This is a genomic window from Hymenobacter sp. PAMC 26628, assembly GCF_001562275.1.
GTDB lineage: Bacteria > Bacteroidota > Bacteroidia > Cytophagales > Hymenobacteraceae > Hymenobacter.
The window spans coordinates 1,997,753-2,021,763 of the sequence record NZ_CP014304.1 but is presented as its reverse complement, the minus strand read 5'-3'; the positions used below and the strand labels follow the sequence as shown (position 1 = coordinate 2,021,763).

Annotated in this window: 20 protein-coding genes; 9 read left to right on the top strand and 11 right to left on the bottom strand. The window is 66.2% G+C overall.

The annotated features are described in order from the left end of the window. Window position 1 precedes the first annotated feature (1 nt). Window positions 2-1,240 (top strand): sensor histidine kinase, encoded by a 1,239-nt coding sequence (locus tag AXW84_RS08890; RefSeq protein WP_068231596.1) that lies wholly within the window; start codon window positions 2-4, stop codon window positions 1,238-1,240. A 129-nt stretch (window positions 1,241-1,369) separates the two neighbouring features. Here the strand turns inward: AXW84_RS08890 and acs are convergent, their stop codons facing one another. The 9 genes from acs to AXW84_RS08840 form a co-directional block, all read right to left on the bottom strand. Beyond that, window positions 1,370-3,280, bottom strand: a complete 1,911-nt coding sequence (gene acs, locus AXW84_RS08885; RefSeq protein WP_068231593.1) for an acetate--CoA ligase — start codon at window positions 3,278-3,280, stop codon at window positions 1,370-1,372. Window positions 3,281-3,367: 87 nt separating this feature from the next. Next, a complete protein-coding gene (locus AXW84_RS08880; protein ID WP_068231590.1) occupies window positions 3,368-5,293 on the bottom strand; it encodes an AMP-binding protein in 1,926 nt (641 codons plus the stop codon). Window positions 5,294-5,359: 66 nt separating this feature from the next. Further along, window positions 5,360-5,743, bottom strand: coding sequence for a response regulator transcription factor (locus AXW84_RS08875; protein WP_068231587.1), 384 nt, complete (start codon window positions 5,741-5,743; stop codon window positions 5,360-5,362). A gap of 56 nt (window positions 5,744-5,799) precedes the next feature. Beyond that, window positions 5,800-8,628 carry an ATP-binding protein gene (locus tag AXW84_RS08870; protein WP_068231582.1) on the bottom strand — a complete coding sequence of 943 codons (2,829 nt, stop codon included), beginning with the start codon at window positions 8,626-8,628 and terminating at the stop codon, window positions 5,800-5,802. 268 nt (window positions 8,629-8,896) lie between these two features. Continuing rightward, entirely contained in the window at window positions 8,897-9,115 is a 219-nt protein-coding gene (locus tag AXW84_RS08865) for a hypothetical protein (protein ID WP_068231579.1), read from the bottom strand. 106 nt (window positions 9,116-9,221) lie between these two features. Beyond that, a complete protein-coding gene (locus tag AXW84_RS08860) occupies window positions 9,222-10,697 on the bottom strand; it encodes an MFS transporter (RefSeq protein WP_082773789.1) in 1,476 nt (491 codons plus the stop codon). A gap of 60 nt (window positions 10,698-10,757) precedes the next feature. Then, complete coding sequence (locus tag AXW84_RS08855; RefSeq protein ID WP_157886898.1) at window positions 10,758-12,317, bottom strand: hypothetical protein; 1,560 nt, start codon at window positions 12,315-12,317, stop codon at window positions 10,758-10,760. Between the two features lie 454 nt (window positions 12,318-12,771). After that, entirely contained in the window at window positions 12,772-14,034 is a 1,263-nt protein-coding gene (locus AXW84_RS08845) for an MFS transporter (RefSeq protein ID WP_068231569.1), read from the bottom strand. Between the two features lie 60 nt (window positions 14,035-14,094). Further along, the gene (locus AXW84_RS08840; protein ID WP_068231567.1) at window positions 14,095-14,517 is read right to left on the bottom strand and encodes an IS1/IS1595 family N-terminal zinc-binding domain-containing protein; all 423 of its coding nucleotides are present in this window, start codon (window positions 14,515-14,517) and stop codon (window positions 14,095-14,097) included. Between the two features lie 151 nt (window positions 14,518-14,668). Here AXW84_RS08840 and AXW84_RS08835 point away from each other — a divergent pair, with 151 nt between their 5' ends. The 7 genes from AXW84_RS08835 to AXW84_RS08810 all read left to right on the top strand — a co-directional run bounded on the left by AXW84_RS08835 (window position 14,669) and on the right by AXW84_RS08810 (window position 19,437). Further along, window positions 14,669-15,619, top strand: coding sequence for a flavin reductase family protein (locus tag AXW84_RS08835; protein ID WP_068231564.1), 951 nt, complete (start codon window positions 14,669-14,671; stop codon window positions 15,617-15,619). 498 nt (window positions 15,620-16,117) lie between these two features. After that, window positions 16,118-16,600 carry a hypothetical protein gene (locus tag AXW84_RS08830; protein ID WP_068231561.1) on the top strand — a complete coding sequence of 161 codons (483 nt, stop codon included), beginning with the start codon at window positions 16,118-16,120 and terminating at the stop codon, window positions 16,598-16,600. After that, on the top strand, window positions 16,601-16,828 hold the full coding sequence (locus AXW84_RS08825) for a hypothetical protein (protein WP_068231558.1): 228 nt from the start codon (window positions 16,601-16,603) through the stop codon (window positions 16,826-16,828). Between the two features lie 375 nt (window positions 16,829-17,203). Next, window positions 17,204-17,467: a COG4315 family predicted lipoprotein gene (locus AXW84_RS24705; protein ID WP_068231555.1), complete on the top strand. Its 264-nt coding sequence runs from the start codon at window positions 17,204-17,206 to the stop codon at window positions 17,465-17,467. 326 nt (window positions 17,468-17,793) lie between these two features. Next, window positions 17,794-17,934, top strand: a complete 141-nt coding sequence (locus tag AXW84_RS24700; RefSeq protein WP_157886897.1) for a hypothetical protein — start codon at window positions 17,794-17,796, stop codon at window positions 17,932-17,934. Window positions 17,935-18,114: 180 nt separating this feature from the next. Next, window positions 18,115-18,528 (top strand): YceI family protein, encoded by a 414-nt coding sequence (locus tag AXW84_RS08815; RefSeq protein ID WP_068231552.1) that lies wholly within the window; start codon window positions 18,115-18,117, stop codon window positions 18,526-18,528. Window positions 18,529-18,540: 12 nt separating this feature from the next. Then, complete coding sequence (locus tag AXW84_RS08810) at window positions 18,541-19,437, top strand: DUF5777 family beta-barrel protein (RefSeq protein WP_068231549.1); 897 nt, start codon at window positions 18,541-18,543, stop codon at window positions 19,435-19,437. A 24-nt stretch (window positions 19,438-19,461) separates the two neighbouring features. On the opposite strand, the gene AXW84_RS08805 is transcribed toward AXW84_RS08810, so the two are convergent. Continuing rightward, on the bottom strand, window positions 19,462-20,688 hold the full coding sequence (locus AXW84_RS08805) for an alanine dehydrogenase (RefSeq protein ID WP_068231545.1): 1,227 nt from the start codon (window positions 20,686-20,688) through the stop codon (window positions 19,462-19,464). Window positions 20,689-20,780: 92 nt separating this feature from the next. Further along, complete coding sequence (gene tsaE, locus AXW84_RS08800; RefSeq protein WP_236943286.1) at window positions 20,781-21,197, bottom strand: tRNA (adenosine(37)-N6)-threonylcarbamoyltransferase complex ATPase subunit type 1 TsaE; 417 nt, start codon at window positions 21,195-21,197, stop codon at window positions 20,781-20,783. A 368-nt stretch (window positions 21,198-21,565) separates the two neighbouring features. Here tsaE and AXW84_RS08795 point away from each other — a divergent pair, with 368 nt between their 5' ends. Continuing rightward, the gene (locus tag AXW84_RS08795; protein ID WP_068231539.1) at window positions 21,566-23,995 is read left to right on the top strand and encodes an outer membrane beta-barrel protein; all 2,430 of its coding nucleotides are present in this window, start codon (window positions 21,566-21,568) and stop codon (window positions 23,993-23,995) included. Window positions 23,996-24,011: the final 16 nt, after the last annotated feature.

Below are 24,011 nucleotides of genomic sequence, written 5' to 3'. Positions count from 1 at the left end.
GGTGAAGAAAATCTTACTCGTTGACGACAATGAGCAGGACCGGGAATTATACAAACGGTACCTGGGCAAGCAATTAGGGACTGAGCGGCTGACGTTTAGCGAAGCTGCCACGGGCGCCGAGGCCCGGGCCCAGTTCCTGGTGCACCGCCCCGACTGCGTGCTGCTCGACTACAGCCTGCCGGACGCCGAAGGCCTTGACGTGCTGGCGGGGCTGCTACAGCTGGCCCCGCCCGAAAGCCTGTGCGTGGTGATGGTTACCGGCGGCGGCAACGAAGCGCTGGCCGTGCGCGCCCTCAACGCCGGGGCCCTCGACTACCTGGTGAAGCAGCAATTCGACCCCGCGCTGCTGGCCAAAACGGTACTCCACGCCATCGAGAAGAACGAGTGGCGCCAGTACGAGGCCCGCTACCACGGCGAGGTGCGCGCCGTGAACCAGCAGCTGCGCGATTCGCTGGACGCGCTGACGGAAACGCGGCAGGAAATCAACCTGAAAAATGCCCAGCTCGTGGCCGCCAACACCGAGCTGGCCGCCACCAACGCCAAGCTGGCCCGCACCAACCGCGACCTCGACAACTTCGTGTACGCGGCCTCGCACGACCTCAAGCAGCCGGTGAACAACCTGCGCGGGCTCTTTGACGAGCTGCGCCGCAGCGCCACCTTCCACGACCCCGAGGAGGCCCAGGTACTGCGCCTGGTCGATGGCTCGCTGCTCGACCTGAGCACCACCATCACCGCCCTGGCCGCTGCCGTGCAGGCCGAGCGCGGGCCCGGCGAGCTGGCCTCCGAGCCGGTGGCCCTGGCCGAGCTGGTAGCCGAGGTGGTGGCCGCCTTAGGGCCCCAGGTGCAGGCCATCCGGGCCCGGGTGCACACCGATTTTGGGGCCCTGCCCGCGCTGCCCTACGTGCGCAGCAACCTGCGCACCATCCTGCTCAACCTGCTGGCCAACGCCCTCAAGTACTGCCACCCCGGCCGGGCCCCGCAGGTATGGCTGCGCACGCTGTGGGCCGCGGGCCAGCCCGTGCTGGAGGTGCAGGACAACGGCCTGGGCATCAACCTAGAGCGTCACGGCAATGAGCTGTTTCAGCTGTTCCGCCGCTTCCACCCCCACTCGGCTTCCGGCACCGGCGTGGGCCTGTTCCTGGTCAACCGCTTGGTGCAGGCGCAGGGCGGCCGCATCGAGGTTACCAGCCAGGAGGGCCAGGGCACCACGTTCCGGCTGTACTTGCAGGGCGCAGCGTAGCCCACCAGGCCCCCAGCAGGCACACAAAAACGCCCTGCCGGCGCAAGGCCAGCAGGGCGTACTATATTAAGAGCAGATTGGGGAATATAAAACGGTTATGCCCATTTGGCATTAGCGCGGGGGCCCCACCTACTTGCGGCCGGCCAAAATTTCCTCCACCACCAGCGGGTCGAGCAGGGTGGTAACGTCGCCGAGGTTGGTGGTTTCGCCCTCGGCCACTTTGCGCAGGATGCGGCGCATGATTTTGCCGGAGCGGGTTTTGGGCAGGCCGCTCACGATCTGGATTTTGTCGGGCTTGGCGATGCGGCCAATTTCGGCCACCACGGCCTCGATGATGCTGGCCTCGGCCATTTGCAGCTCAAGGTCGGTGGTAGGGGGGCCGTTTTGGCAGATGACGTAGGCGTAGATGCCCTGGCCCTTCACGTCGTGCGGGTAGCCCACCACGGCGCTTTCCACCACGTAGTCGCTCTGGTTGATGGCGTTCTCGATTTCGGCGGTGCCGAAACGGTGCCCGCTCACGTTGATGACGTCATCGACGCGGCCGATGATGCGGTAGAGGCCCTTTTCGTCGCGCCGGGCCCCGTCGCCGGTGAAGTAGTAGCCAGGATACGGAGTGAAATAGGTCTGGCGGGCGCGTTCGTGGTCGCCCCAGGTGGTGCGGATCACGCCCGGCCAACTCCCTTTAATGGCCAGGTAGCCCTCCTGGTCGTTGCCTTCGATTTCGGAGCCGTCCTGGTTCAGCAGCACGGGCTGCACGCCGGGCAGCGGCAGGCCGGCACGGGCGGGCACGCTGGGCGTGATGCCGGCCAGGGCCGACACCATGATGCCGCCGGTTTCGGTCTGCCACCACGTGTCCACGATGGGGCAGCGGCCCTTGCCCACGTGCTGGTCGTACCAGTGCCAGGCCTCTTCGTTGATGGGTTCGCCCACCGAGCCCAGCACGCGCAGGCTGCTGAGCGAGTAGGCCAGCACGTGGTCGATGGACTGGGCCATGAGCGAGCGGATGGCCGTGGGCGCGGTGTAGAAAATGGTGACGTGGTGCTTGTCAATCACTTCCCAGAACCGACCCGGCGACGGGAACGTGGGCACGCCCTCGAACAGCACCGTGGTGCTGCCCGCCAGCAGGGGCCCGTACAGGGCGTAGGTGTGGCCCGTGACCCAGCCGATGTCGGCGGTGCACCAGCACACGTCGTTTTCCTCCACCTGAAACACGTTGCGGAACGTATAGTCGGCCCACACCATGTAGCCGGCCTGGGTGTGTACCACGCCCTTGGGCTTGCCAGTGCTGCCGCTGGTGTAGAGGATGAAGAGCGGGTCTTCGGCGGCCATGGGCTCGGCGGGGCAATCTTTTTCCACGTCCTGCACCTCGTCGTGGTACCACATGTCGCGGCCGGGCTGCATGTCCACGGGCCAGCCGGTGTGCTCCACCACGATGACGCGGCGCACGCCCGGGCAGTGCAGCAGGGCCTCGTCGACCACGCTTTTCACCGGAATTTGCTTGGCGCCGCGGTTCAGGCCGTCGGCCGTGAGCACCACCGTGGCCTGGGCGTCGTTGAGGCGGTCGGCGATGGCGGTGGCCGAGAAGCCGGCGAACACCACCGAGTGCACCGCCCCGATGCGGGCGCAGGCCAGCGTGGCCACGGCCAGCTGCGGAATCATGGGCAGGTAAATCACCACCCGGTCGCCCTTCTGCACGCCGTTCTTTTTCAGCACGTTGGCAAACTGGCACACCTGCTCGTGCAGCTCGCGGTAGGTGAGGCGCAGGTGGCGGGTTTTGGGGTCGTTGGGCTCGAAGATGACGGCCAGCTTGTTGCCGCGCTGGGCCAGGTGGCGGTCGAGGCAGTTCTCGGTGAGGTTGAGACTGGCCCCGGCGTACCAGGTGCTGGTACCGCCCGGCGAAAACTCGCCGCCGCGCACGGTGTCCCACTTTTTGTACCAGGTGAAGGGCTCAGCCGCCTCGGCCCAAAAGGCGTCGGGGTCTTCGATGGACTGCTTGTAATCGGCGTGGTATTCTTCGAGGGTGCGGATGCGGGTGTGCATGGGAGCGGTTGGGGAATAAGTAAGCAGCGTGAATGACAAAAGAACAACTACGGCGCGGCCCACCGCCGGGGCCCCGGGGGCAGCAAGCTAGGCCGGCGGGCCGGGTTCAAAGGCTTGGCCCACGCCGCGCCGCTGCAAGTCGGCGCGGATTTCGTCGAGGATGCGCGGGTCGTCGATGGTGGCAGGCAAGGCGAAATCTTCTCCGTCGGCGAGCTGGCGCAGGGTTTTGCGCAGGATTTTGCCCGAGCGGGTTTTGGGCAGGCGCTGCACCACCAGCACCTGCCGAAAGCAGGCCAGGGCCCCGATGCGGGCGCGCACGGCCGCCACCAGCTCACGCTCCAGGGGCCCCTCGCCCACCGTTTGGCCGTCCTTCAGCACCACCAGGCCCACCGGTACCTGGCCGCGCAAATGGTCGGCAATGCCCAGCACGGCGCACTCGGCCACGGCGGGGTGGGCGGCCAGGATTTCCTCCATCTCGCCGGTACTCAGGCGGTGGCCGGCCACGTTAATCACGTCGTCGGTGCGTCCCATGATGTAGCAGTAGCCGTCGGCGTCGCGGTAGCCGCTATCGCCGCTCAGATAGTAGCCCGGAAACACGTCGTGGTAGGCGCGGTAGCGGGCCTCGTCCTCCCACAGGGCCGGGAAGCAGCCCGGGGGCAGCGGCAGGCGTACGGCCACCAGGCCGGTGGTGCTGGCGGGCACCGGTTGGCCAGCCCCGTCGAGCACCTGCACGTCGTAGCCCGGCACCGGGAAGCCGGCGCTGCCGGCGCGCGGGGCCCCCATTTCGGCCAAGCCTACCAACGTGGCCAGCATGGGCCAGCCCGATTCGGTTTGCCACCAGTGGTCCACCACGGGCACGCCCAACACCTGCTGGGCCCAGGCAAAGGTGGCGGGGTCGCAGCGCTCGCCGGCCAGAAACAAGTGGCGCAGGCTACTCAGGTCATATTTTTTGGCCAGCTGGCCCTCGGGGTCTTCCTTCTTGATGGCCCGGATGGCCGTGGGGGCCGTGAAGAGGACGTTGACGCGGTGCTGCTCGACCAGGCGCCAGAACGTGCCGGCGTCGGGCGTACGCACCGGTTTGCCCTCGAACAGCACCGACGTGCAGCCCCGCAGCAGGGGCCCGTACACGATGTAGCTGCTGCCCACGGCCCAGCCAATGTCGGAACCGGTAAAAATAACGTCGCCAGGCGCCAGGCCGTAAATGGCTTCCATGCTGAAACGCAGGGCCACCGCGTGGCCGCCGTGGTCGCGCACCACGCCCTTGGGCCGCCCGGTGGTGCCGCTGGTGTAGAGGATGTAGAGCGGGTGGGTGGCCGGCACCGGCACCGCCGCCACGGCCGCGGCCCGCAGCAGCTCCTGGTAATCCACGTCGCGGCCAGGCTGCATGTCGGCCTGCACAAAATCGCGCTGGAGCACCACCACGTGGGCCGGCTGGTGGCGGGCTTCGGCCAAGGCCGCGTCCACCAGCGGCTTGTAGGGCACTACGCGGTCGAACTTCTTCCCACCAGCGGCGCACACGATGACTACTGGCCGGGCGTCGTCAATCCGCACCGCCAGCTCGTGGGGCGCGAAGCCCCCGAACACCACCGAATGCACGGCCCCCAGCCGGGCGCAGGCCAGCATGGCCACCACCGCCTCGGGCAGGTTGGGCATGTAAATAATCACCCGGTCGCCGAGCCCCACGCCCAGTTCGCGCAGCCCCCCGGCAAAGCGGGCCGTAAAGTCCAGCAGCTCATTATAGGAATAGGTGCGCACCACGCCGGCCACGGGCGAGTCGTACACGAGGGCGGCCTGGGGGCCCCGCCCCTGCGTCACATGGTGGTCGAGGCAGAGGTAGGCCGTATTCAGGGTGCCGTCGGCAAACCAGCGGTGGGCCCCGTTGGCTTCGTCCTGGCTCAGGGCCCTGGTGGGCGGGCGGTGCCAGGCCAGGCGGCGGGCCTGGGCCAGCCAAAACCCGGCGGGGTCGGCCAGGCTGGCGGCGTGGGTAGCGGCGTAAGAGCAGGCAGGTTTCATCGGCGGGTGGGAATTGGGAGAGGAGAAGGGGGGCAACACGGGGCAGGGCGCGGGGCCCCCAGTCGGCTATTCGCGGCGGACCAGCGCCAGCAACTCGCGCACTTTTTCCATCAGCTGGCGGGTACTGAAAGGTTTGGGTACGTACAAGTCCGCCCCCACGTCGTAGCCCTTCTGCACGTCGGCGTCGCGGCTTTTGGCCGAAAGGAACACGACCTTGGCGGCGGCGCGGTCGGGGCGCTGGCGCAGCTGCTGGCACACCTGGTAGCCGTCCACGTCGGGCATCATCACGTCGAGCAGCACCAGGTCGAAGGGCGTTTCGGCAATGGCGGCCAGGGCCTCGGTGCCGTTGCGGGCGATGCCCACTTGGTAGCCGTTTTTGCGCATTAAAAATTCGAGCGACATGACGATGTTGGGTTCATCGTCGACGATGAGGATGTGGGGCGTTTTCATAGGAAAAGAGTTGAGGGCATTGGGATGCGGGGGGACAGCGACGGGCAGGAAGCCCGCTAGCCGCTCCTCGCTTCCGACTTCTCGCTTCCCACTTTCCGAAAATCACTCCCCGCTTCCCGCTCCCCACTCCCCGAAAGCGGCAGCTCGACGAAGAAGCGGGCCCCGTGCTCCAGGGCACTCTCGACCCAGATGCGGCCCTGGTGCAGCTCCACGATGCGGCGGGTGATGGCCAGGCCCAGGCCCGAGCCCTCGGGCTTGCGCAGGGCCTGGTGCCGGGCCTGGAAAAACTTGTCGAAGATGAGGTGGTGCTCGGCCGGCGCAATGCCCTTGCCGTTGTCTTCCACGCACAGCAGCACGGCGTCGGCGGCGGGCCAGGCCAGTACCGCAATGCGGCCCCGGCCGCCGGGCGGGCAAGCCTTCACGGCGTTCGAGAGCAGGTTGATGAGCACCTGCATCAGCCGGTCGCGGTCGGCGGGCAGGGCGGGCAGGGCGGCGGGCACGTCCACGCGCAGCGCGATGCCCCGGGCGCGGGCCAGCGGGTCAACGGCGGCCACGGCGTCGGCCACCACCGCGGCCAGGGCCAGCGGGGCCCGCGCCAGGGTGGCTTGGCCGCTCTCGTACTGCTCCAGGTCGAGCACCAGGGAGATGAGCCGGGTGAGGCGCTCGGCCTCGCGGCCGATGGTAAGCTGGAAGTTCTCGCGCTCGGCCGCGTCGAGGTCGGGGTTGTCGGCCAGGATTTCGGCCAGGGCCCGAATGCTGGTGAGGGGCGTGCGCAGCTCGTGCGTCACGGTGTAGAGGAACTCGTCCTTCTGCTGGTCGAGGGCCTGGAGCTGGTCGTAGGCCTGGCGCAGCTCGTCGGTAAGGCGCTGGAGCTGGCGGCTTTGCTTCTGGAGCTGGCGGTTGGCCTCTAGCAGCAGCTGGCTTTCCCGGAGGATGCCCACCACGTTGTCGTAGCTGATTTTTTCGGCCCCCGCCACCGAGGCCAGCAGCAGGCGCGCCGAGGCCGGGCCCAGGGTGCCGGCCAGCAGCTTTTCGGCGTAGGTGAGCAGGCGCGGGTCGGCCGGGGTGAATGGGGGAATGGGGGAATGGGGGAATGACGAGGGGGCTTGTTCGGGCGCGGGCAGCGCGTCGGGGAAGCGGGTGGCGAAGGCGCCCAGGGCCTGGTTGGTGCGGCGCTTGCCCAAGAAGCCCAGCAGCAGGGCGCGCACGTCGGGCAGCGGGGTGCGGCCCTGCCAGCCGGCCACTTCCTCGGCCAGGCTGCGGCGCCGAAACACGTCCACGAACACGTCGGCCTGGCGCCGCTCCAGGGCCGTGGGCGCCGCCGCCAGCGAGAGGCCCACGTAGAGCCCGATGTTGAAAAACCAGCTCCAAAACAGCCCGTGCGAGAGCGGGTCGAGCCCTTCGAGGCCGAACAGGGCTTCGGGCCGCAGCCAGGCCACGCCGCCTACGCCCGCGCTCAGCACGCTGGCCGGCAGCCGCCCGGGGCCCACCAGCGTGGGCAGCACCAGGGTGAAGAACCACACCGCGAAGCCCGCCAGCAGTCCGCCGGTGGCCCCGCGCCGGGTACCGCCCTTCCAGTACAGGGCCCCCAGCACGGCGGGTACGAACTGCGCCACGGCGGCAAACGAGACCAGGCCGGTGTTCACCAGCGGCAGCTGGCGGCCCACCTCGGCGTAGTAGGCGTAGGCCAGCAGCAGCACCAGCACCACGGCCAGGCGGCGGCTTTCGAGGGCCACGCGGCCCAGGTAGGCAAACCAGCGGGCGGGGCGGGCGGGGCCGGCGGCCGGCACGCGCACCAGCAGCGGCATTAGCAAGTGGTTGCTAATCATCACGCTCAGGGCAATGGTTTCGACGATGATCATGCCGCTGGCCGCCGACAGCCCCCCCAGGTAGGTGAGCAGCGCCAGCCACGGGTGGCCGGTGGCCAGCGGCAGGGCCAGCACAAACGTGTCGGCGTCGAAGCCCCGCCCGCCCAGGTGCAGCATCCCGCCGAAGGCCACCGGCAGCACAAACAGGTTGATGACGATGAGGTAGAGCGGGAACAGCCACATGGCCTTGCGCAGGTGGTCCTCGTTCACGTTCTCCACCACCGCCACCTGGAACTGGCGCGGCAGCAGCAGCACCGCCGACATGCCCAGCACCAACAGCGTGGCCCACTCGGCGGGGCCCGTGCCGGCCCCGCGCAGCGTAAACAGCTGCCGCAGCGCCGGCACCGCGGCGGCCTGGTCGAACACGTCGCCAAAGCCGTGGAACAGCCCAAACGTGACGAAGGCGCCCATCAGCAAGAAGGCCAGCAGCTTGACGAGGCTTTCCACGGCCACGGCCAGCACCATGCCCTCGTGGCGCTCAGTGGCCTCCACCGAGCGCACCCCGAACAGGATGGTGAACACCGCCAGGGCCCCCGTGGTGTAGAGGGCCGTGGTAGCCGCCCCACCCGCCCCGCTCCCCGTCAGGACCACGAACGAGGTGGCAATACCCTTGATTTGCAGCGCGATGTAGGGCACCACGCCCAGCACGCACACCACGGTTACCAGGGCCCCCAGGGCGGCGTTTTTGCCGTAGCGGGCCGAGATGAAATCGGCAATGGAGGTAAGGCGCTGCTGCCGGCACACCCGGATGATTTTGCGCAGCACCAGCCACCACACCGGCGCCAGCAGCGTGGGCCCCACGTAAATGCCCACGAAGCCCAGTCCCGCGTGCGCCGCCCGCCCCACCGAGCCGTAGTACGTCCAGGCCGTGCAGTACACGGCCATGCTCAGTGCGTACACGTAGGGGTTGGCCACCAGGCTCTTGCGCGCCGCCGACCGGCGCTCCGCCGCGTAGGCCACCCCGAAGAGCAAGGCCAGGTAGCCGAACGAAAAGCCAATGACGAGCAGCTTGGACACGGAGGTTGCGGTGGGTAAGTGGGTGAGTAAGCGGACGAGGAATTTGGTGGCTGGGGCCCCAGGCTGTTAGACGATGCGCCTCCCAGGCCGCTGGGCGACGCAATCCCCAGGCCGTCATGCAGAGCGCAGCGAAGCATCTTTTCTGCTCAACTAATCATGATTACTGGCGCGGGAAAGATGCTTCGCTGCGCTCTGCATGACGGCCTAATTGATTACTTTCTGCTTATTTCTCACAACTTCCCCCTCCTATTTTTCACAACCTCCTCTCCTACTCCTTTTTCCTGACCAAAAACCCCGTCATCCCCACCACCAGCCCCCACATGAGCAGCACGTAGAGGTAGAGCACGGGCACGCCGGCCACGCGGCCGTCGTGGTCGAACACGGCCAGCAGGGGGAAATTCAGCAACGCGCCGAACAGTACGGCCACGAACAGCAGGCGCTGGCCGCGGCGCTGCTCGGCCTGTTCGCCGGGGGGCAATTGGGACATGGGGGGAACGAAGAGAAGGCATTTCTGGGGCCCCAGGGCAAACAAAAATCCGCCGGACGCGGGGCCCGGCGGATTCTGGATGACTACTGGCCAGGCAAACCGGGAATTACTTGTCCATCAGCTTCACGTCGCGCGTGTCCTTCATCAGGGCCATGCCCACAAAGAAGCAAATGAGGGCGATGATCACCGGGTACACCAGGCCAAGCAGGCTGCTATGCTCTTTGGCGAAAGTACCGGCCGGCTGGGCGGCCCCCCACACCCCAATGGCGGTGGCGATGAGTGGCACAAACCCTCCGAACACGCCGTTGCCGATGTGGTAGGGCACCGACAGTGAGGTGTAGCGCACGCTGGTTGGGAACAGCTCGACGAGGTAGGCGGCGATGGGGCCGTACACCATCGTCACGAACAGCACCAGGATGAAGGTGAGCACCGTCATCATGAACACGTTGGGGGCCAGCGCCTTCATCACGGCGGGCACGGCCTTGCCGGCGGCGTCCACGGTAGCGGGCGCGATTTCCGTCAGGGGCCCGGCGTAGGCCTTGATGCCGTAGAAAAGCGGAATAGTGAAAAGGGCCCCGCAAATCATGCCCGTCATGATGATGCGCTTGCGCCCGATGCGGTCGGAGAGCGAGCCGAAGTACACGAACAACGGGGTGGCCAGCAGCATGGCCACCACCAGCACGGTGCTCGAGTCCACGATGTCGAGCTTGAGCACGGCGTTCATGAAGGTATAGGCCTGAAACTGGCTGGTGTAGAAAATCACGCCCTGGCCCATCGTCACCCCAAACAGGGCAATCAGCACCAGGCGGCGGTTCACGGGGTTCACAAACGAGTCGCGCAGCGGGCTTTTGCTGGTGGTGCCGGTGGCTTTGGCTTTCATAAACAGCGGCGACTCGTGCAGCTTGCGGCGGATGTAGTACGAGGCAATGACCAGGAAGCCCGAGAGCAGGAACGGAATGCGCCAGCCCCACTCCTTGAAGGCGGCCTCGCCCATGGTTTTGCGGGTAATCACAATCACCAAAATACTGAGGATGAGGCCCCCGGTGGCCGTGATTTGGATGAAGCTGGTGTAGTAGCCACGCTTTTTGTCGGGGGCGTACTCGGCCACGTAAGTGGCAGCGCCGCCGTACTCGCCGCCCAGGGCCAGGCCCTGCAACAGGCGTAAAATCACGACGATGACGGGAGCCGCGACGCCGATGGAATCATAGCTCGGGATAAGGCCGGTGATGAACGTGGCCCCGCCCATGATGAGCAGGGTAACCAAGAAAGTGTACTTACGGCCGATCATGTCGCCGATGCGGCCAAAGAACACAGCCCCAAACGGACGCACCACGAAGCCCGCCCCAAACACGGCCAGGGCACCCAGCAGCGACTTGGTGATGTCGCCTGACTGCCCGAACAGCACCGGCCCGATGATGGCGGCCAGCGAGCCAAAGATGTAGAAATCGTACCACTCGATGACCGTGCCCACCGACGAGGCCGTGATGACCTGCCAGATGGTTTTCGAATCAACCTGGTTGTTGTCGTGCGCCGCCGGCGCGTCCAGGTCGGCGGCATAAGCGGGATTCAAGCTTTGGTCCATGGTGTTAAGGGTGGAAAGGTGAATGGTTCAAGCTTTCGGCGGCCCAGCAGGCCAGGGGCCCTATAGGAACACCTGCGTTTGCAGCGTGATTTCGGGGCGGTACTTCACGATGTTCACCAGCGCACCGTTGGGCACGGCCACCTGACCCGGGTAATCGGGCCGGGCGCGGTAGTTTAGCGTCACCTTGGCGTTGTGCCCGTCGAGGAGCACGTTTACACCGGCGTCGTACACGTTCACGTTCTGGCGTTCGCCGGCCGAGTTGCGCAGGCCCTCGTAGCCGCTGTAGAGGTAGGCCACGTAGGGCTGCAGGCGCGCTTTGGGCCCCAGCGTGTTCTTCGGCAGCAGAAAGCCCAGCTGGCCGTAGAACGAGCTGCCGGTGCCCGACTGTGGCACGGCGTTGCCGCGGGTGGCACTGGCCCCGTAGCCGGGGTTTTCGGCCCCCACGAAGCGCACGTAATTCGGGCCGAAGTTGTAGTTGTAGTACACTCCGTAGAAGGTGACGGCCGTGCGCGAGGCCGTGTCCAACGGCGCGTCGTAAAACACGTCGGCCCCGAAGAGTTTGATGTCGTGCTTCTCCGTGGGCACAGCGGCGTACAAGTCCGAGCCCGCTGCCAGGCCACTCAGGGGCACGGCGCTGCTGGTGGGCCGCGAGTACATGCCGTCCTTATTGAACAGGAAGCCGCCGCCGATGCTCAGCACGCGCTTGGTGCCCAGGTAAGTGCCTTGGGTATAGGGCAGCAGGTTGGCCTCCGGCTCCAGGAAGTTGTAGCTGAAGTAGCCCTGGTACACGTGGCTGGTGTTCTGCGGGTTGTACTGCGCCGTGTTGGAGCCCGTATTCACGCCGTTAGCGGTGAGGCCCAGCGCCAGCGGGTTGCCGGCCTGCACGCCGCCGGCCACGTAGTTGGGGTTGTTGGGCAGGTTCGTCAGAAATGGGTCGCTCATAGACACGCGGTAGTCGAACTTGCCGACGCGCCCCTTGGCGTATACCCCAATCCAGCGCGCGAATTGGTCCAGCGCGTCAATCGTGGGGAAGTTGGTCAACGGTACGTCCATCGTCATGATGCTCGTGGTGCTGGCGCTGCTCATGCGCGAGATGCCGTTGTAGTAGTGCAGGCCGGCTCCCAGGCTGAGGTACTTGTTCACCTTGTACTCCGTCACGGCTTCGTGGATGAAGAACTGGGGCTTTTTGCCGTCCACGGTGGGGTTCACGCCCCCGCTCACCCCGTTCTGGTTGTTGATGCCGAGGTGCGTATAGATGAGAAACCGCGGGTTGAGCTGGGCCAGGATCACCATCCGCGAGCGGCGGATGCCGAAGTCCAGCTGGCTCGACTTCGGCTGGTTGGGGCCGCGCAGGGTGCCCGCGTTGTTGTCGGTGTAGCGCGCGTACACCTGCGTCCAGAGCAGGAAGCGCAGGTACTTGGAGCCGTCGGGCGAGATGTTGATTTTCATGCCCGGCCCGTAGGGGGCCGACTTGGCGGGGGCCACCGGGGTGGGCGGCGGGGCAGGCGCGGCGGGCGGCGCGGCCGTGCCCGTGGCGGGCGGGGCCACCTGCCCGAAGGCCGGCCCGGCCCCCGCGAACAACATGCTGCCAAGAGCCAATGCGTAGCGATAATTTCGCATAACTTGGAAAAGAAGTGAGGGAGAAAGGAATGGGGAAGAAGGGATGCCGCACCCGCCGGCCGCCGCGGGTTTTGGTCCGACTAAGTAGCATTGCGGGACGGAACTCTGATACAATCGCGCCATCGTTTTGCTAACCCGCAATAGCTTGCGTCCACCCCGCGCCCGATTCGCTTAAAACGGCCCGCGAATGCCTCAATCAACCCAATTCCAAATAGCAATGCCTTCGGCGAAGGCGCCGGACGCGGGGCCCGCCGCCGCTACCGCCCGCCCACCAACCAAAAAGTCGACCAACGCGGCACGCACGTTTTCACCCCCTAGGGGACCGCGCAGCGCATTGACCCATGCTAGCCGGAACACGCGGAAGGCAACCATCGAAACGATAGTAATTGAGCAAACCTATACTAGTTTAGCGACAAATCCCTTCGGCGGGCCTTCCCTGGCCGACCCGCGTGGGTCATTCCTCCACGTAGTCGAGGTCTTTGGCGTAGGTTTCGGGCAGCGTGTGGGCACTGAAAAAAGCCAGCGCCAGCAGCACGGCCCCGATGAGGCCGGCGCTGCCCACCATGCCCAGCGCGGGCACGGCCTTTAGCCACTGGAACAGGGGCACGATGAACACGGTGGCCCCACGGGCGAAGTTGGGGATAGTGGTGGCCGCCGTCGCGCGCAGGTTGGTGCCGAACTGCTCGGCCGCCACCGTCACGAACAGGGCCCAGAACCCGCCGGCGTAGCCCACGAAAAAGCACACGGCATAGAACGCCGCGGTGCTGGCCCCGTGCAGGCCGAACAGGTACACGCCCACCATCGCGGCCGTGGCCAGGATGAAGACCTGCAGCGTGCGGTTGCGGCTGCGGAACAGCTGGCTTAGGCCGCCGCTGGTGAAGTCGCCCAGCGTGAGGCCGAAGTAGCACCAGAAGATGCTGAGCCCGCCCGTGACGGGCCCCCGCAGGCCGAAGCGCTTGCCGAACTCGGGCGCCAGCGTGATGAGAATGCCTACTAGGAACCAGAACGGCGTGCCCAGCAGCAGGCAGCGCAGGTACTTGTAGAACCGCGGGCCGTTGCTGAACAAGCTTAGGAGGTTGCCGCGCGCTACGTCGGTCTTCTTGGTGGTTTCGAACATGCCCGACTCGAACACGCCGGCCCGCAGCGCCAGCAGGCCCAGGCCCAGGGCCCCGCCAATAAAGTAGGCGTTGCGCCAGCCAAACTCCTGCCCTACCAGGTACGCCACCATGGCCCCCGACACGCCCACCGACGCCACGATCATGGTGCCGTAACCGCGCTTTTCTTTGGGCAGGCTTTCGCTCACCAGCGTGATGCCCGCCCCCAGCTCGCCGGCCAAGCCCACGCCAGCAATCAAGCGCAGCCAGGCGTACTGGTCCACGTTCTGCACAAAGCCGTTGGCGATGTTGGCCAGCGAATACAGCAGAATGGAGCCGAACAGCACCGAGAGCCGGCCCCGCTTGTCGCCGAGCACGCCCCACAAAATGCCGCCCAGCAGCATGCCCCACATCTGCATGCTCAGCAGGTGCAGGCCCTGGTCGGTGACGGCCGCCGCGTCGGTGATGCCGATGCCGTTTAAGCTCTTCACCCGGATGATGCTGAACAACACCAAGTCGTAGATGTCAACGAAATAGCCGAGCGCGGCCACCACAACAATGGCGCTGAACAAACCCGAGGGCGGTCGCTCAGAGGTGAGGATGGGCGATTCGGTGGGGCTCATGGGTGAGGAAAAAAGCGAGTTAAAGAACGAACATACAACGGCCGGGTAGGTCTCAGGGCCCTACCCGGCCCGGAACCGCTCCCAGCGGATCATCATATACTTGTCGCCCAGCTCGGTGACCACCAGGCCGGCACTTTTCAGGTTTTCGGGCTTCTGGAAGAAGTCGGCCAACTCCTTCTGGTTGAGAATTTTGTAGGTCGGGTGGTAGTCGGGCTGGCGGGGGGCCTTCACGCCGTATTTCTTCACCCAGTTCATCACGCTCACGTGGCTTACGCCCAGCAGGCGCTCGATTTCGCGGTAGCTCACGCCCTCAATGTAGAGCTGTAGTGCCTTCACCACGTAGTACGGGCTCACCTCGCGGCCTACCTTGGCCACGGTGTAGTGGTAGCCGCAGGCCCGGCACTTAAAGCGCTGCCGCTCATTCACCACGCCGCTCTTGGTGGCGTCCTTCGAGTCACACTTGGGGCAAACGGGCGTAGTCATGGACGGCAGAATCAGGGGCGGCGAAGCCCAAATCTATAGCTTTTTAGCAAATGAACAATCGTTTGTGACAAATTCGTACCAAGACCCGGGGCCCGACGGGCCAGCAGCGGGCCCCGCAGGCACTGCGGTAACTTTAGGGCTCCACTCTCTTATGCTTCGCTCCGTGCCCGCCCCCGCCCCTGCCGCCTTTCATTCCGTTTCGCCCGCCGACCTCACGCCTGCTCAGTGGATGCCGCTGCTCGGTGGCGCGGTGGCCCCGCGCCCCATCGCCTTCGTCAGCACCGTGGATGCCGATGGGCGCGTGAACCTGAGCCCCTACAGCTTCTTCAACATCTTCAGCTACACGCCGCCCATGCTCGTGTTTTCGCCCGTGAACCGCCTGCGCGACGGCTCTGAGAAGCACACGCTCCTAAACGTGCGCGCCGTGCCCGAGGTCGTCGTCAACATCTGCGACTACGCCATGGTGCAGCAGTTGTCGCTGGCTAGCGCTGAGTACCCGGCGGGCGTGAACGAGTTTGCCAAGGCGGGCTTTACCGAGCTGGCCAGCGAGCAAGTGCGCCCGCCACGCGTGGCCGAGGCCCCGGCCGCCTTCGAGTGCGTGGTGGAGCAAATCGTTGAGCTCAGCCAGGGCCCCGGAGCGGGCCACCTGGTGGTGTGCCGGGCGGTGCGGGCCCACTTCCGCCAAGATATTTTGCTGCCTGACGCTGCCGGCATCGACCCGTTCAAGCTCGACGCCGTGGCGCGCCTGGGCGGCGACTGGTACAGCCGCGCCAGCGGGGCCAGCCTCTTCGAAGTGGTGCGGCCCAACCGCCGCCTGGGCATTGGCATCGACGCGCTACCCGCGCACATCCGCGACTCCAAGCTATTGACCGGCAACGAACTGGGCCAACTTGCCAACGTCGAGCGCGAAGCCCTGCCCACGCCCGTCCAGGTCGAGGCTGCCAAAGCCGAGCCAATGGTGGCCTACTTACTCAACCAACACCCCGCCGGGGGCCCCGCGTTGCACACGCAACTGACGCGGCTCGGCCAACAGCTGCTGGCCGAAGGCCGCGTGGCCGAGGCGTGGCCGGTACTGCTGCTCGCCGCCGCGGGGGCTGCATAGGCGCCCAGGAAACGGGCGGGGCTATATTAATAATACATATAACTATTTTTAAGGAGTCAGGCAACCTTTTCGGTGGTTGTCCCGAGTTTGTCAGTAGCTAGCCGCCCGTCAATCAGCCGCTTTGGTCAACTCTACTCCCCCCTTGTTCAGCTCACCGAGCTGCTCGCCGGCTGCTGGCGGCACGACCGGCCCAGCCAGCGCCCTTGACCCGGAAAGGCCGGTTTTGCTGGCGCCGGGCCGGGGAGCCACCGCCGCACGCTGGCCCCTGGGCGCTGTGGGCTTTAGCCGCCCCGCCCAGCGGCGGGGCCCCACGGCCGGCCCATACGAGCAGGCCACTGGCGCGCGCCGCGCCCCCCAACGGCCTGACCCAAGCGAGGCGACCGACGCGCAGCTGCTCGCCCAGGGCCCCGCAACTGCCCCAGCGGTGGCGGCGGGCAGGAGTCCTTTTGGGACTCTTGCTCAGGCCTCAAGCACGTTTGCTTACGATTCGCTGACGTCGTGTTCGCCGACGCTGCTCTTAGGAACGATACTACGCCCGCCGGGCGCGTTGGCGCCGTGGGCCGGGGCCCGATTCAGGCCCCCGATTCAGCGTCGACGGCCGACGAGCGGCCCCGGGCGCGGGTGCCGTACCGGCTGGTGATGAGCGTGCTGGGGGCCCCGTCGGTCAGCGCGGTGCGCTCGGCCAGCACGGCCCGGTTGGGCGGCGACTACGGGCTGACGCTGGAGTACCGGCTGACGCCGCGGCTGCGGGCCGGCCTCATCAGCAGCCAGAAGCGGTACCGCGCGGCCAGCACCGACTACCAGGCCCCGGCGGCGTGGCAGTGGTTTCCGGGCACGTACGACTTGGATGCCAACTGCCGCATCACCGAAATCCCCCTCGACCTGCGCTACGACGTGCTGAGCCGGCCCACGTACACGGTCTTTGCCAACCTGGGCGTCAATTCGTTGCTCATGCGCGACGAGCGCTACAGCTACGATTAGATGAACAACGGGCAAACGATGACCGTCGCCGCGCACGTGGTCAACGGGTCGAACCACGTGCTGAGTGTGCTCAACTTTTCGGTGGGGCTGGAGCAGCCGCTCGGCGGCCGGTGGGCAGCGCAGGCCGAGCCGTTTTGGCAAGTGCTGCTGGGGCCCGTGGGGGCGGGGCGCGTGCGGCTTAACAGCGCAGGCGTGGCCTTTTCCCTCAAGTACGGGCTGTTTCGCTAGCGCCGCGGCGCGGTTTTGCTCCGCCTGCGGGCGCGGTTTTTAGCAGCTTTTTTTGGGCCTTGCACGCGACGGGGCCACCCTGCCGGCCCATGGCCGGCTGCGCACCCGCCGGGCCCGGCAGGGAGAATTGCGCAGCCCAGCCCGCGGCCAATAACCTTCTTCTTATCAACTCTTTACCAGCATTGTCATGTTAGGACACCCTCTCCATGCCCAGCCCGCCCGGCACGCCGGGGCCCCGCTGCTACTCGCCAGCATTGCGCTGGGGGCCGGCGGCTGCCAGAAAGCAAGCGACACGGCCCCCGCGCCGGCGCCCACCGTCAAGATGGCGACCGACGCCGTGGTGGGGCCCCATATGGGGACGCCCAGGGCAACACCGTGTACTACTTCACCCGCGACCTCTCGGGGGCCAACACCTGCACCGGGGGCTGCGCACCCGTGTGGCCCATTTTTTACGAAGCCAACCTGGTGGTGGGCGACGGCCTGAACGCGGCGGACTTCACGACCATCACTACGAGCGACGGCAAGCCGCAAACCGCCTACGAGGGCTGGCCGATGTACTACTACGCCCCCGACGGCGCCAAGCGCAACACGATTGAGGGCGACGGCATCGGCAACATCTGGGCCGTGGCTAACCCTTAGGGGCCCGGCCGGCGCGGGGCCCCTGGTGCCCCCCCTGCCAGCCCGCTTGTTTCACTTTTTCGGTGGCTATTACCATTCAGTGGCTATTACCATGATAATCAAACTCTTGCTTTGGGCCGGCGCAGCGTGCCTGCTGGGGCCTACGCCTCGGAAAACGGCGAAGACCTAGCCGTTACTAACCCCCTCCCCGTCTCCGCCTGCGACACTTCGGCCGTGACCTACACGCTCACGGTGGCCCCCTGCTTCAGCAAAACTGTAGCCGCTGCCACAACAGCGCCCTGGCCTCGGGCGGCATCAACCTGAGCACCTACGCCCAGGCCAAGGCCGTGGCCGCCGACGGCCGCCTGCTGGGCACCACCAGCCACGCCCCGGGCTTCCCGCCCATGCCCCAGGGCGCCCCCCAGCTCGCCACCTGCGACCTCGCCCAGCTGCGCGCCTGGGTGGCCGCGGGGGCCCCCAACAACTAACACACCACCAGCACCTTTGGCATAAAACACCTCCTCTTATTCGTTGGGCTGCTGGGCGGCTTTGCCCCGGCCCGGGCCCAGGCCCCAGCGCCCGCCCCCACCAAATTTTTCACGCGCACGGGCACCATCAGCTTCTTCTCAGCCACGCCCTTCGAGGACATTGCCGCCCGCAACCAGCAGGTGGGCGCGGCCGTGGACGTGCAGTCCGGCCAGGTCGTGTTCACGGTGCTCATGAAGGCGTTCGTGTTTCCGAAATTGTTGATGCAGACGCACTTCAACGAGAACTACGTGGAATCGGAAAAGTACCCCAAGGCTACGTTTTCGGGCCATTTGGTGGCGTTTGAGGCGGCGGTGCTGGCCGGGCCGGGGCCCCAGGCCGTGCCGGTGGAGGGCGACCTCACCATCCACGGCGTGACGCGGCGCGTGCGGGTGCCGGGCACCCTCGCCCGGCAGGGCAACTACTTGCTGGTCAACACCAAGTTTGCGGTGGCCCCGGCCGACTACAACATCGAAATACCGGCGCTGGTGCGCGGCCACGTGGCCAAATCCGTGGACGTGACCGTGGCCCTCACCTGCGCCCCCCTCGCGCCTTAATCTCTCTTCGGCATGGCTTTACCATTACCCCGGCAGCTACTGGCCCTGGCGCTGCTGCTGCTGGCCGCGGCCCCTGCCCGCGCCCAAGACCTGATGCACCAGCTATCGGCGCTAACCGCCGACAGCCTGCGCCGCGACTACGTAGTGGCCACCTTCAAGGGCACGCGCGTCATCAACGGGCACTCCGTCGAGACGCCCGGCCACGGCAGCCTCTTGTTCCTGATTTCGCACCGCTTCAGCCGGCTCAACAGCGGCTCCTACGAATTCTTTGGCCTCGACCAGGCCACCATCCGGCTGGGCCTGGAGTACGGCCTCACCGACCGGCTGGCCGCGGGCGTGGGCCGCAGCTCGCTGGAGAAAACCGTCGATGGCTTCGTGAAATACAAGCTGTTGCGCCAAAGCATCGGCGCAGGGGCCCTGCCCGTCTCGGTCACGCTGCTGGCCACGGCTGCCCTCACCACCCTAAATTTTGGGCCCCAGCCCGAGCGCTCCACCGCTTCGCGCGTCACCTACACCTTCCAGGCGCTGCTGGCCCGCAAGTTCAGCCCGGTCCTCTCGGTGCAGCTCATGCCCACGCTGCTGCACCGCAACTACGTGGACCTGCGCCGCGACCAAAACAATGTGCTGGCCTTGGGCGTCGCGGCCTGCCAAAAGCTCACCAAGCGCTTTGCCCTCACCGGCGAATACTACTACCTGCTGCCCGGCGCCACCGCCGGCGACTACCGCAACGCCCTGGCCATAGGCTTCGATATCGAAACCGGCGGCCACGTATTCCAGCTGTACTTCACCAACTCCCAGGGCATGATCGAGAAATTTTTCATCCCCCAAACTCAGGGCAATTTCTTCAAAGGCGACATCTTCTTTGGGTTCAACATTTTCCGGTCGTTCCAGCTGCACACCGTGCGTTAAGGGAGCGGCTGGGGCCCCACCGGCTTAGTTCCTAACCGCAATCAGCAGCCCCAACTCCTTGTACCGCATGTTGTACTTCTTCCCGATGGCCGCATTCGTGAGCGAGCCGCGGTAGATGTAGACGCCGGCGCGGAAGTGCTCGTTGGTGAAGAGCACTTCGTTGATGCCGCCGTGCTGGTGGATTTCCTGGAGAATGGGGGTAAAAATGTTGCTCAGGGCGTTGGTGGCGGTGCGGGGCACGCGCGAGGCGATGTTGGGCACGCAGTAGTGCACCACGTCGTACTTGCGGAAGATGGGCTGCGAGTGGCTGGTCATCTCGCTGGTTTCGAAGCAGCCGCCCTGGTCGATGCTTACGTCGATGACGATGGAGCCGGGGGCCATGCTGGCCACCATTTCCTCGGGCACCATGAACGGGATGCGGCCGTCCTCGATGCTCAGGGCCCCAATCACGACGTCGGCCCGGCGGATTTGCTGGCTCAAAGCAAACGTATCCAACGTGCTGGTGTAGAGCTGGGTGCCCAGGTTGTGCTTGAGGCGGCGCAGCTTGTAGAGGTGGTTGTCGAACACCTTCACCTCGGCCCCGAGGCCGATGGCGGCGCGGGCGGCGTACTCGGCCACCGTGCCGGCCCCCAGGATGACGACCTGCGAGGGCGGCACCCCCGTGATGCCGCCCAGGATGATGCCCTTCCCCTCGTTGGAGCGGGCCAGGTACTCGGCTGCCACCAGCATCACCGTCGAGCCGGCGATTTCGCTCATGGCGCGCACCACGGGCATGGCCCCCGAGGGGTCGCGGATGAACTCGAACCCGATGGCGTTCACCTTCTTGCGTTGCAGCGCGGCGATGTACTCGGCCGTGAGCGTACCCATTTGCAGGGCTGAAATCAGGGTTTGGCCCGGGCGCATGAACTCGATTTCGTCGCGCGTGGGCGGGGCCACCTTCAGCACGATGTCGGCCTGGAACACTTCCTGCGGCGAGTACACGACTTGGGCCCCGGCCTCGGAGTAGTTGTGGTCGGAGTACTTGCTGGGCTCGCCGGCCCCGGCCTCCAGCACTACCTCGTGGCCGGCCGTGACGAGGTGCTGCACGGCTTCGGGTGTGAGGCCCAGGCGGTTTTCCTGGAGCGTGGTTTCGCGCGGCAGGCCGATGAAGAGCTTGCGCTTGCGCGTTTCCACGGCCAGGGTCGACTCCTGCGTGAAGTAGGCGCGGCTGGCCGCGAGCGACTCGAAACCGGGGGGTAGTTGTTCGGGCATCGGAGGAAAAGGGATTAAAAATTATAAATTAAGAATTAAAAATGGAAAGGCAAAACCCTTATTTTCAATTTCTTGCTTACCATTTTTAATTCTTAATTTATAAGTTTTAATTCGATTTCCCGCGCTTCGGGGCCCGTGGGGATAAGGGTAAGTTCGAGCCGAGGCACGGGCAGCAATGCTGCCACGCGGTCGGGCCATTCTACCAAGCAAAGATACCCCGAATCGAAGTACTCGGTGGCCCCGATCCGAACGGCCTCGTCGACGGAATCGATACGATAAAAGTCGAAGTGGTACACTGGGGCCCCGCGCCCGTCGCGGTACTCGTGCACTAAGGCAAAGGTGGGGCTGCTGATGTCATCGGCGATGCCCAGCGCCGCGCCCAGGGCCCGCACGAGGGTGGTTTTGCCGGCGCCCATTTCGCCCACCAGGGCCACCACCGGGCAGCCGCTGGCGGCAATGGCGGCGGCGAGCTGCTGGGCAGCGGCGGGCAGGTCGGCGAGGGTCGCCACGGAAAGCTGAACGGGAAGCATCGGGCAAAAATACCAACCGCCCGGCGGCCGGCGCCGCCGCCGCCGCCGTGGTACCCGGCCCGCCAGGGCGAAAAGGGGTAAAAAACATTGGAAAATGGGCGCCTTTGCTTCTATCTTTCAATGCTTCCAAGGCTGCAACTCCCACATTATTTATAGATAATACGCTGATTATAAGCAACCCAGCTGGCCCCCAGCGGTAGCCCCGAACGCGCTCCAGCAGCCGAAAAGGCGGGAAAGCTTTTTTGCTGCGCCCCGCCCCGCTCCCCGGGCCCCGGCCGTCGCGCTATTTTTGGACGCTTATAAGGCCTATGCCCAATTTTTCCTCAACAAGGTTATATTTTATTTTCATGCGTTGCGTGGCCATAGCCAGCTTGGGGCTGGCTGTGCCGGTGGCTGGCGCAGCCCAGTCGGTTCCCGCCGTGCGCGGCACCGTGGCCGACAGCGCGGGCGGGGCCCCCGTGGTCTTTGCCACTATCACACTGCACCGCGCCGCCGACTCGGTGGCGGTGAAGGCGGAGTTCACCGGGGCCCAGGGCACGTTCCAGCTGGAGGCGGCGGCGGGCGGGCGCTACCTGGTGTCGGCGGCGCAGGTGGGCTACCGGCGCCGCTGGAGCCCGGTATTCGAGCTGCCGGCCGCGGGCCTGACACTGCCGCCGCTGCTACTGGCCCGCAGCGCCAGCACGGCCCTAAAGGAGGTGTCCGTAACGACTGCCCGGCCGCTGTACGAGCACCTGGCCGACCGCACCGTACTGAACGTGGAAAACAGCCCGCTGGCGGCCGGCGCCACCACCGTCCAACTGCTGGGCCGGGCCCCGGGCGTGACCCTCGACGCGGAGGGCAACCTGAGCCTGCGCGGCCGCCAGGGCCTGCTGGTGCTGCTCGACGGCAAGCGGCTGGCCCTGACCGGCGCCGAGCTGGCCGACTTGCTGCGGGCTCTACCGGCCGAGCAGGTGAGCACCATTGAGCTGATTACCAACCCGCCCGCCAGCTACGACGCCCAGGGCACGGCCGGCGTCATCGCCATTCACCTCAAAAAAGACCAGCGCCTGGGCACCAACGGCAGCGTGAACGCCGCCTACGGCCGCGGCGAGTACGGCAAGTTCACGGGCGGTGGGGCCCTGAATTACCGCCGCCAGCAGGTCAACGCCTTCGGCAACTACACCTACTCCGACCGGGGCGGCTTCGTGCGGGTCGATATTGAGCGGCAATTTGCGCCGACTGGGGGCCCCAGCAGCAGCAGCGCGCAGAACAACGACCTGACGAGCCACTTGCAGTCGCACGCCTTCAAGGCCGGGGTCGATTACAATCTATCGGCCCGTACCCTGGTGGGCGTAACCGCCAGTGGCCTTATTAGCGGGCTCACCAGCACCAACCAAAACCAGACGAGCCGGTACGACGGCGCGGGGGCCCTGGCCAGCCGCTACCACGCCACCATCGACCAAGACGTGCGCCGCCCCAGCGTGACGCTCAACGCCAACCTACGCCACGCCTTTGCCGATTCGGCCGGGGCCGCCACGCTCTCGGCCGACGCTGACTATGCCCGCTACGACGTCCGCCGGCTCACCGGCCTGGCCACGGCCTACGACCAGCCCAGCGGGGTCCCGGACTGGCTCGCTGGCAATCAAGAAAGTACCCTCTACATCGAATCGGTGAAGGCCGACTATGCCCGGCCCCTGCCCCACCGCGTGCGCCTAGAAGCTGGGGCCAAGGTCACAAGCGTGCGCTCAGACAATGACGTGGCGTTTGACCGCACCCAGAACGGCATCACGGCGCGGGACCTGGCCATTTCCAACGCGTTTCGCTACGACGAGAACGTGAACGCCGCCTACGGCATCCTGCGCCGCGCCGGGGCCCGCACGGGGCTGCAAGCTGGCTTGCGCGCCGAGCAAACCAACACGCTGGGCCAATCGGCGAGCGGGGCCGACAACTTCGAACGCCACTACTTCCAACTATTTCCGAGCCTATCGGTGGAGCACACGCTCAACGACCGGCACGCGCTGGCCCTGGCCCTGAGCCGCCGCATCGAGCGCCCCAACTACAGCCAGGTGAACCCGTTGCGCGTCTACATCGACCCCACCTCGTACGGCTCGGGCAACCCTGATCTGGTGCCCGCCACCAGCTACAACGTGGAGCTGACCCACACCTTCCGCCAGAAGTTCAGCACCGGCCTCAGCTACAGCCGCACCGACCGGCCCATTGCCATTCAAAGCCAGCCTTCGCCCGACGGCAACTTGCTGGTGGTAAGCCAAAGCGTGAACCTGGCCGTGCAGCACAATTACGCCCTCACCCTCACGGCGCCGCTTACGCTGGCCCCGTGGTGGACGTTCTACGGCAACGCTGTGCTCTACTACGCCCGCTTTGTGGGGGGGCCCGCGGGGGGCCCACCCGTCAACCACCGGCCGGCCCTCACCTTCACCGGCAGCAACACGTTTGCCCTGCCCGGCGGCTGGACGGGCGAGCTAAGCACGAACTTCGAAACCGGCGAAACCTTTGGCTACGAGCGGCTAAAATACCGCGGCCAGGTGGGGGCCGGCGTGCAGAAAAGCCTGTGGGCCCAGCAGGCCACGCTGCGCCTGAACGTGGCCGACGTGTTCTACACCACGCCCGTCCGCTCGACCCAGACATACGCCACCTTTTCGGAAACCTTCTACCAGCGGCAGGACACGCGGGTGGTCACGCTGGCCTTCACCTACCGCTTCGGTAGTACCAAGGTGGCGGGGGCCCGCAAGCGCGCCGCCGGGGCCGAGGATGAGCTGCGCCGCGCCGCTGGGCAGTAGCCGTGGGGCCCTGGGG

Excerpts from the sequence above, each read along its gene's own strand:
- acs (WP_068231593.1), bottom strand. The coding sequence starts at position 3,280 with ATGCACACCCGCATCCGCACCCTCGAAGAATACCACGCCGATTACAAG.
- AXW84_RS08880 (WP_068231590.1), bottom strand. The coding sequence starts at position 5,293 with ATGAAACCTGCCTGCTCTTACGCCGCTACCCACGCCGCCAGCCTGGCC.
- AXW84_RS08875 (WP_068231587.1), bottom strand. The coding sequence starts at position 5,743 with ATGAAAACGCCCCACATCCTCATCGTCGACGATGAACCCAACATCGTC.
- AXW84_RS08865 (WP_068231579.1), bottom strand. The coding sequence starts at position 9,115 with ATGTCCCAATTGCCCCCCGGCGAACAGGCCGAGCAGCGCCGCGGCCAG.
- AXW84_RS08860 (WP_082773789.1), bottom strand. The coding sequence starts at position 10,697 with ATGGACCAAAGCTTGAATCCCGCTTATGCCGCCGACCTGGACGCGCCG.
- AXW84_RS08855 (WP_157886898.1), bottom strand. The coding sequence starts at position 12,317 with ATGCGAAATTATCGCTACGCATTGGCTCTTGGCAGCATGTTGTTCGCG.
- AXW84_RS08845 (WP_068231569.1), bottom strand. The coding sequence starts at position 14,034 with ATGAGCCCCACCGAATCGCCCATCCTCACCTCTGAGCGACCGCCCTCG.
- AXW84_RS08840 (WP_068231567.1), bottom strand. The coding sequence starts at position 14,517 with ATGACTACGCCCGTTTGCCCCAAGTGTGACTCGAAGGACGCCACCAAG.
- AXW84_RS08835 (WP_068231564.1), top strand. The coding sequence starts at position 14,669 with ATGCTTCGCTCCGTGCCCGCCCCCGCCCCTGCCGCCTTTCATTCCGTT.
- AXW84_RS08825 (WP_068231558.1), top strand. The coding sequence starts at position 16,601 with ATGAACAACGGGCAAACGATGACCGTCGCCGCGCACGTGGTCAACGGG.
- AXW84_RS08810 (WP_068231549.1), top strand. The coding sequence starts at position 18,541 with ATGGCTTTACCATTACCCCGGCAGCTACTGGCCCTGGCGCTGCTGCTG.
- AXW84_RS08805 (WP_068231545.1), bottom strand. The coding sequence starts at position 20,688 with ATGCCCGAACAACTACCCCCCGGTTTCGAGTCGCTCGCGGCCAGCCGC.
- AXW84_RS08795 (WP_068231539.1), top strand. The coding sequence starts at position 21,566 with ATGCGTTGCGTGGCCATAGCCAGCTTGGGGCTGGCTGTGCCGGTGGCT.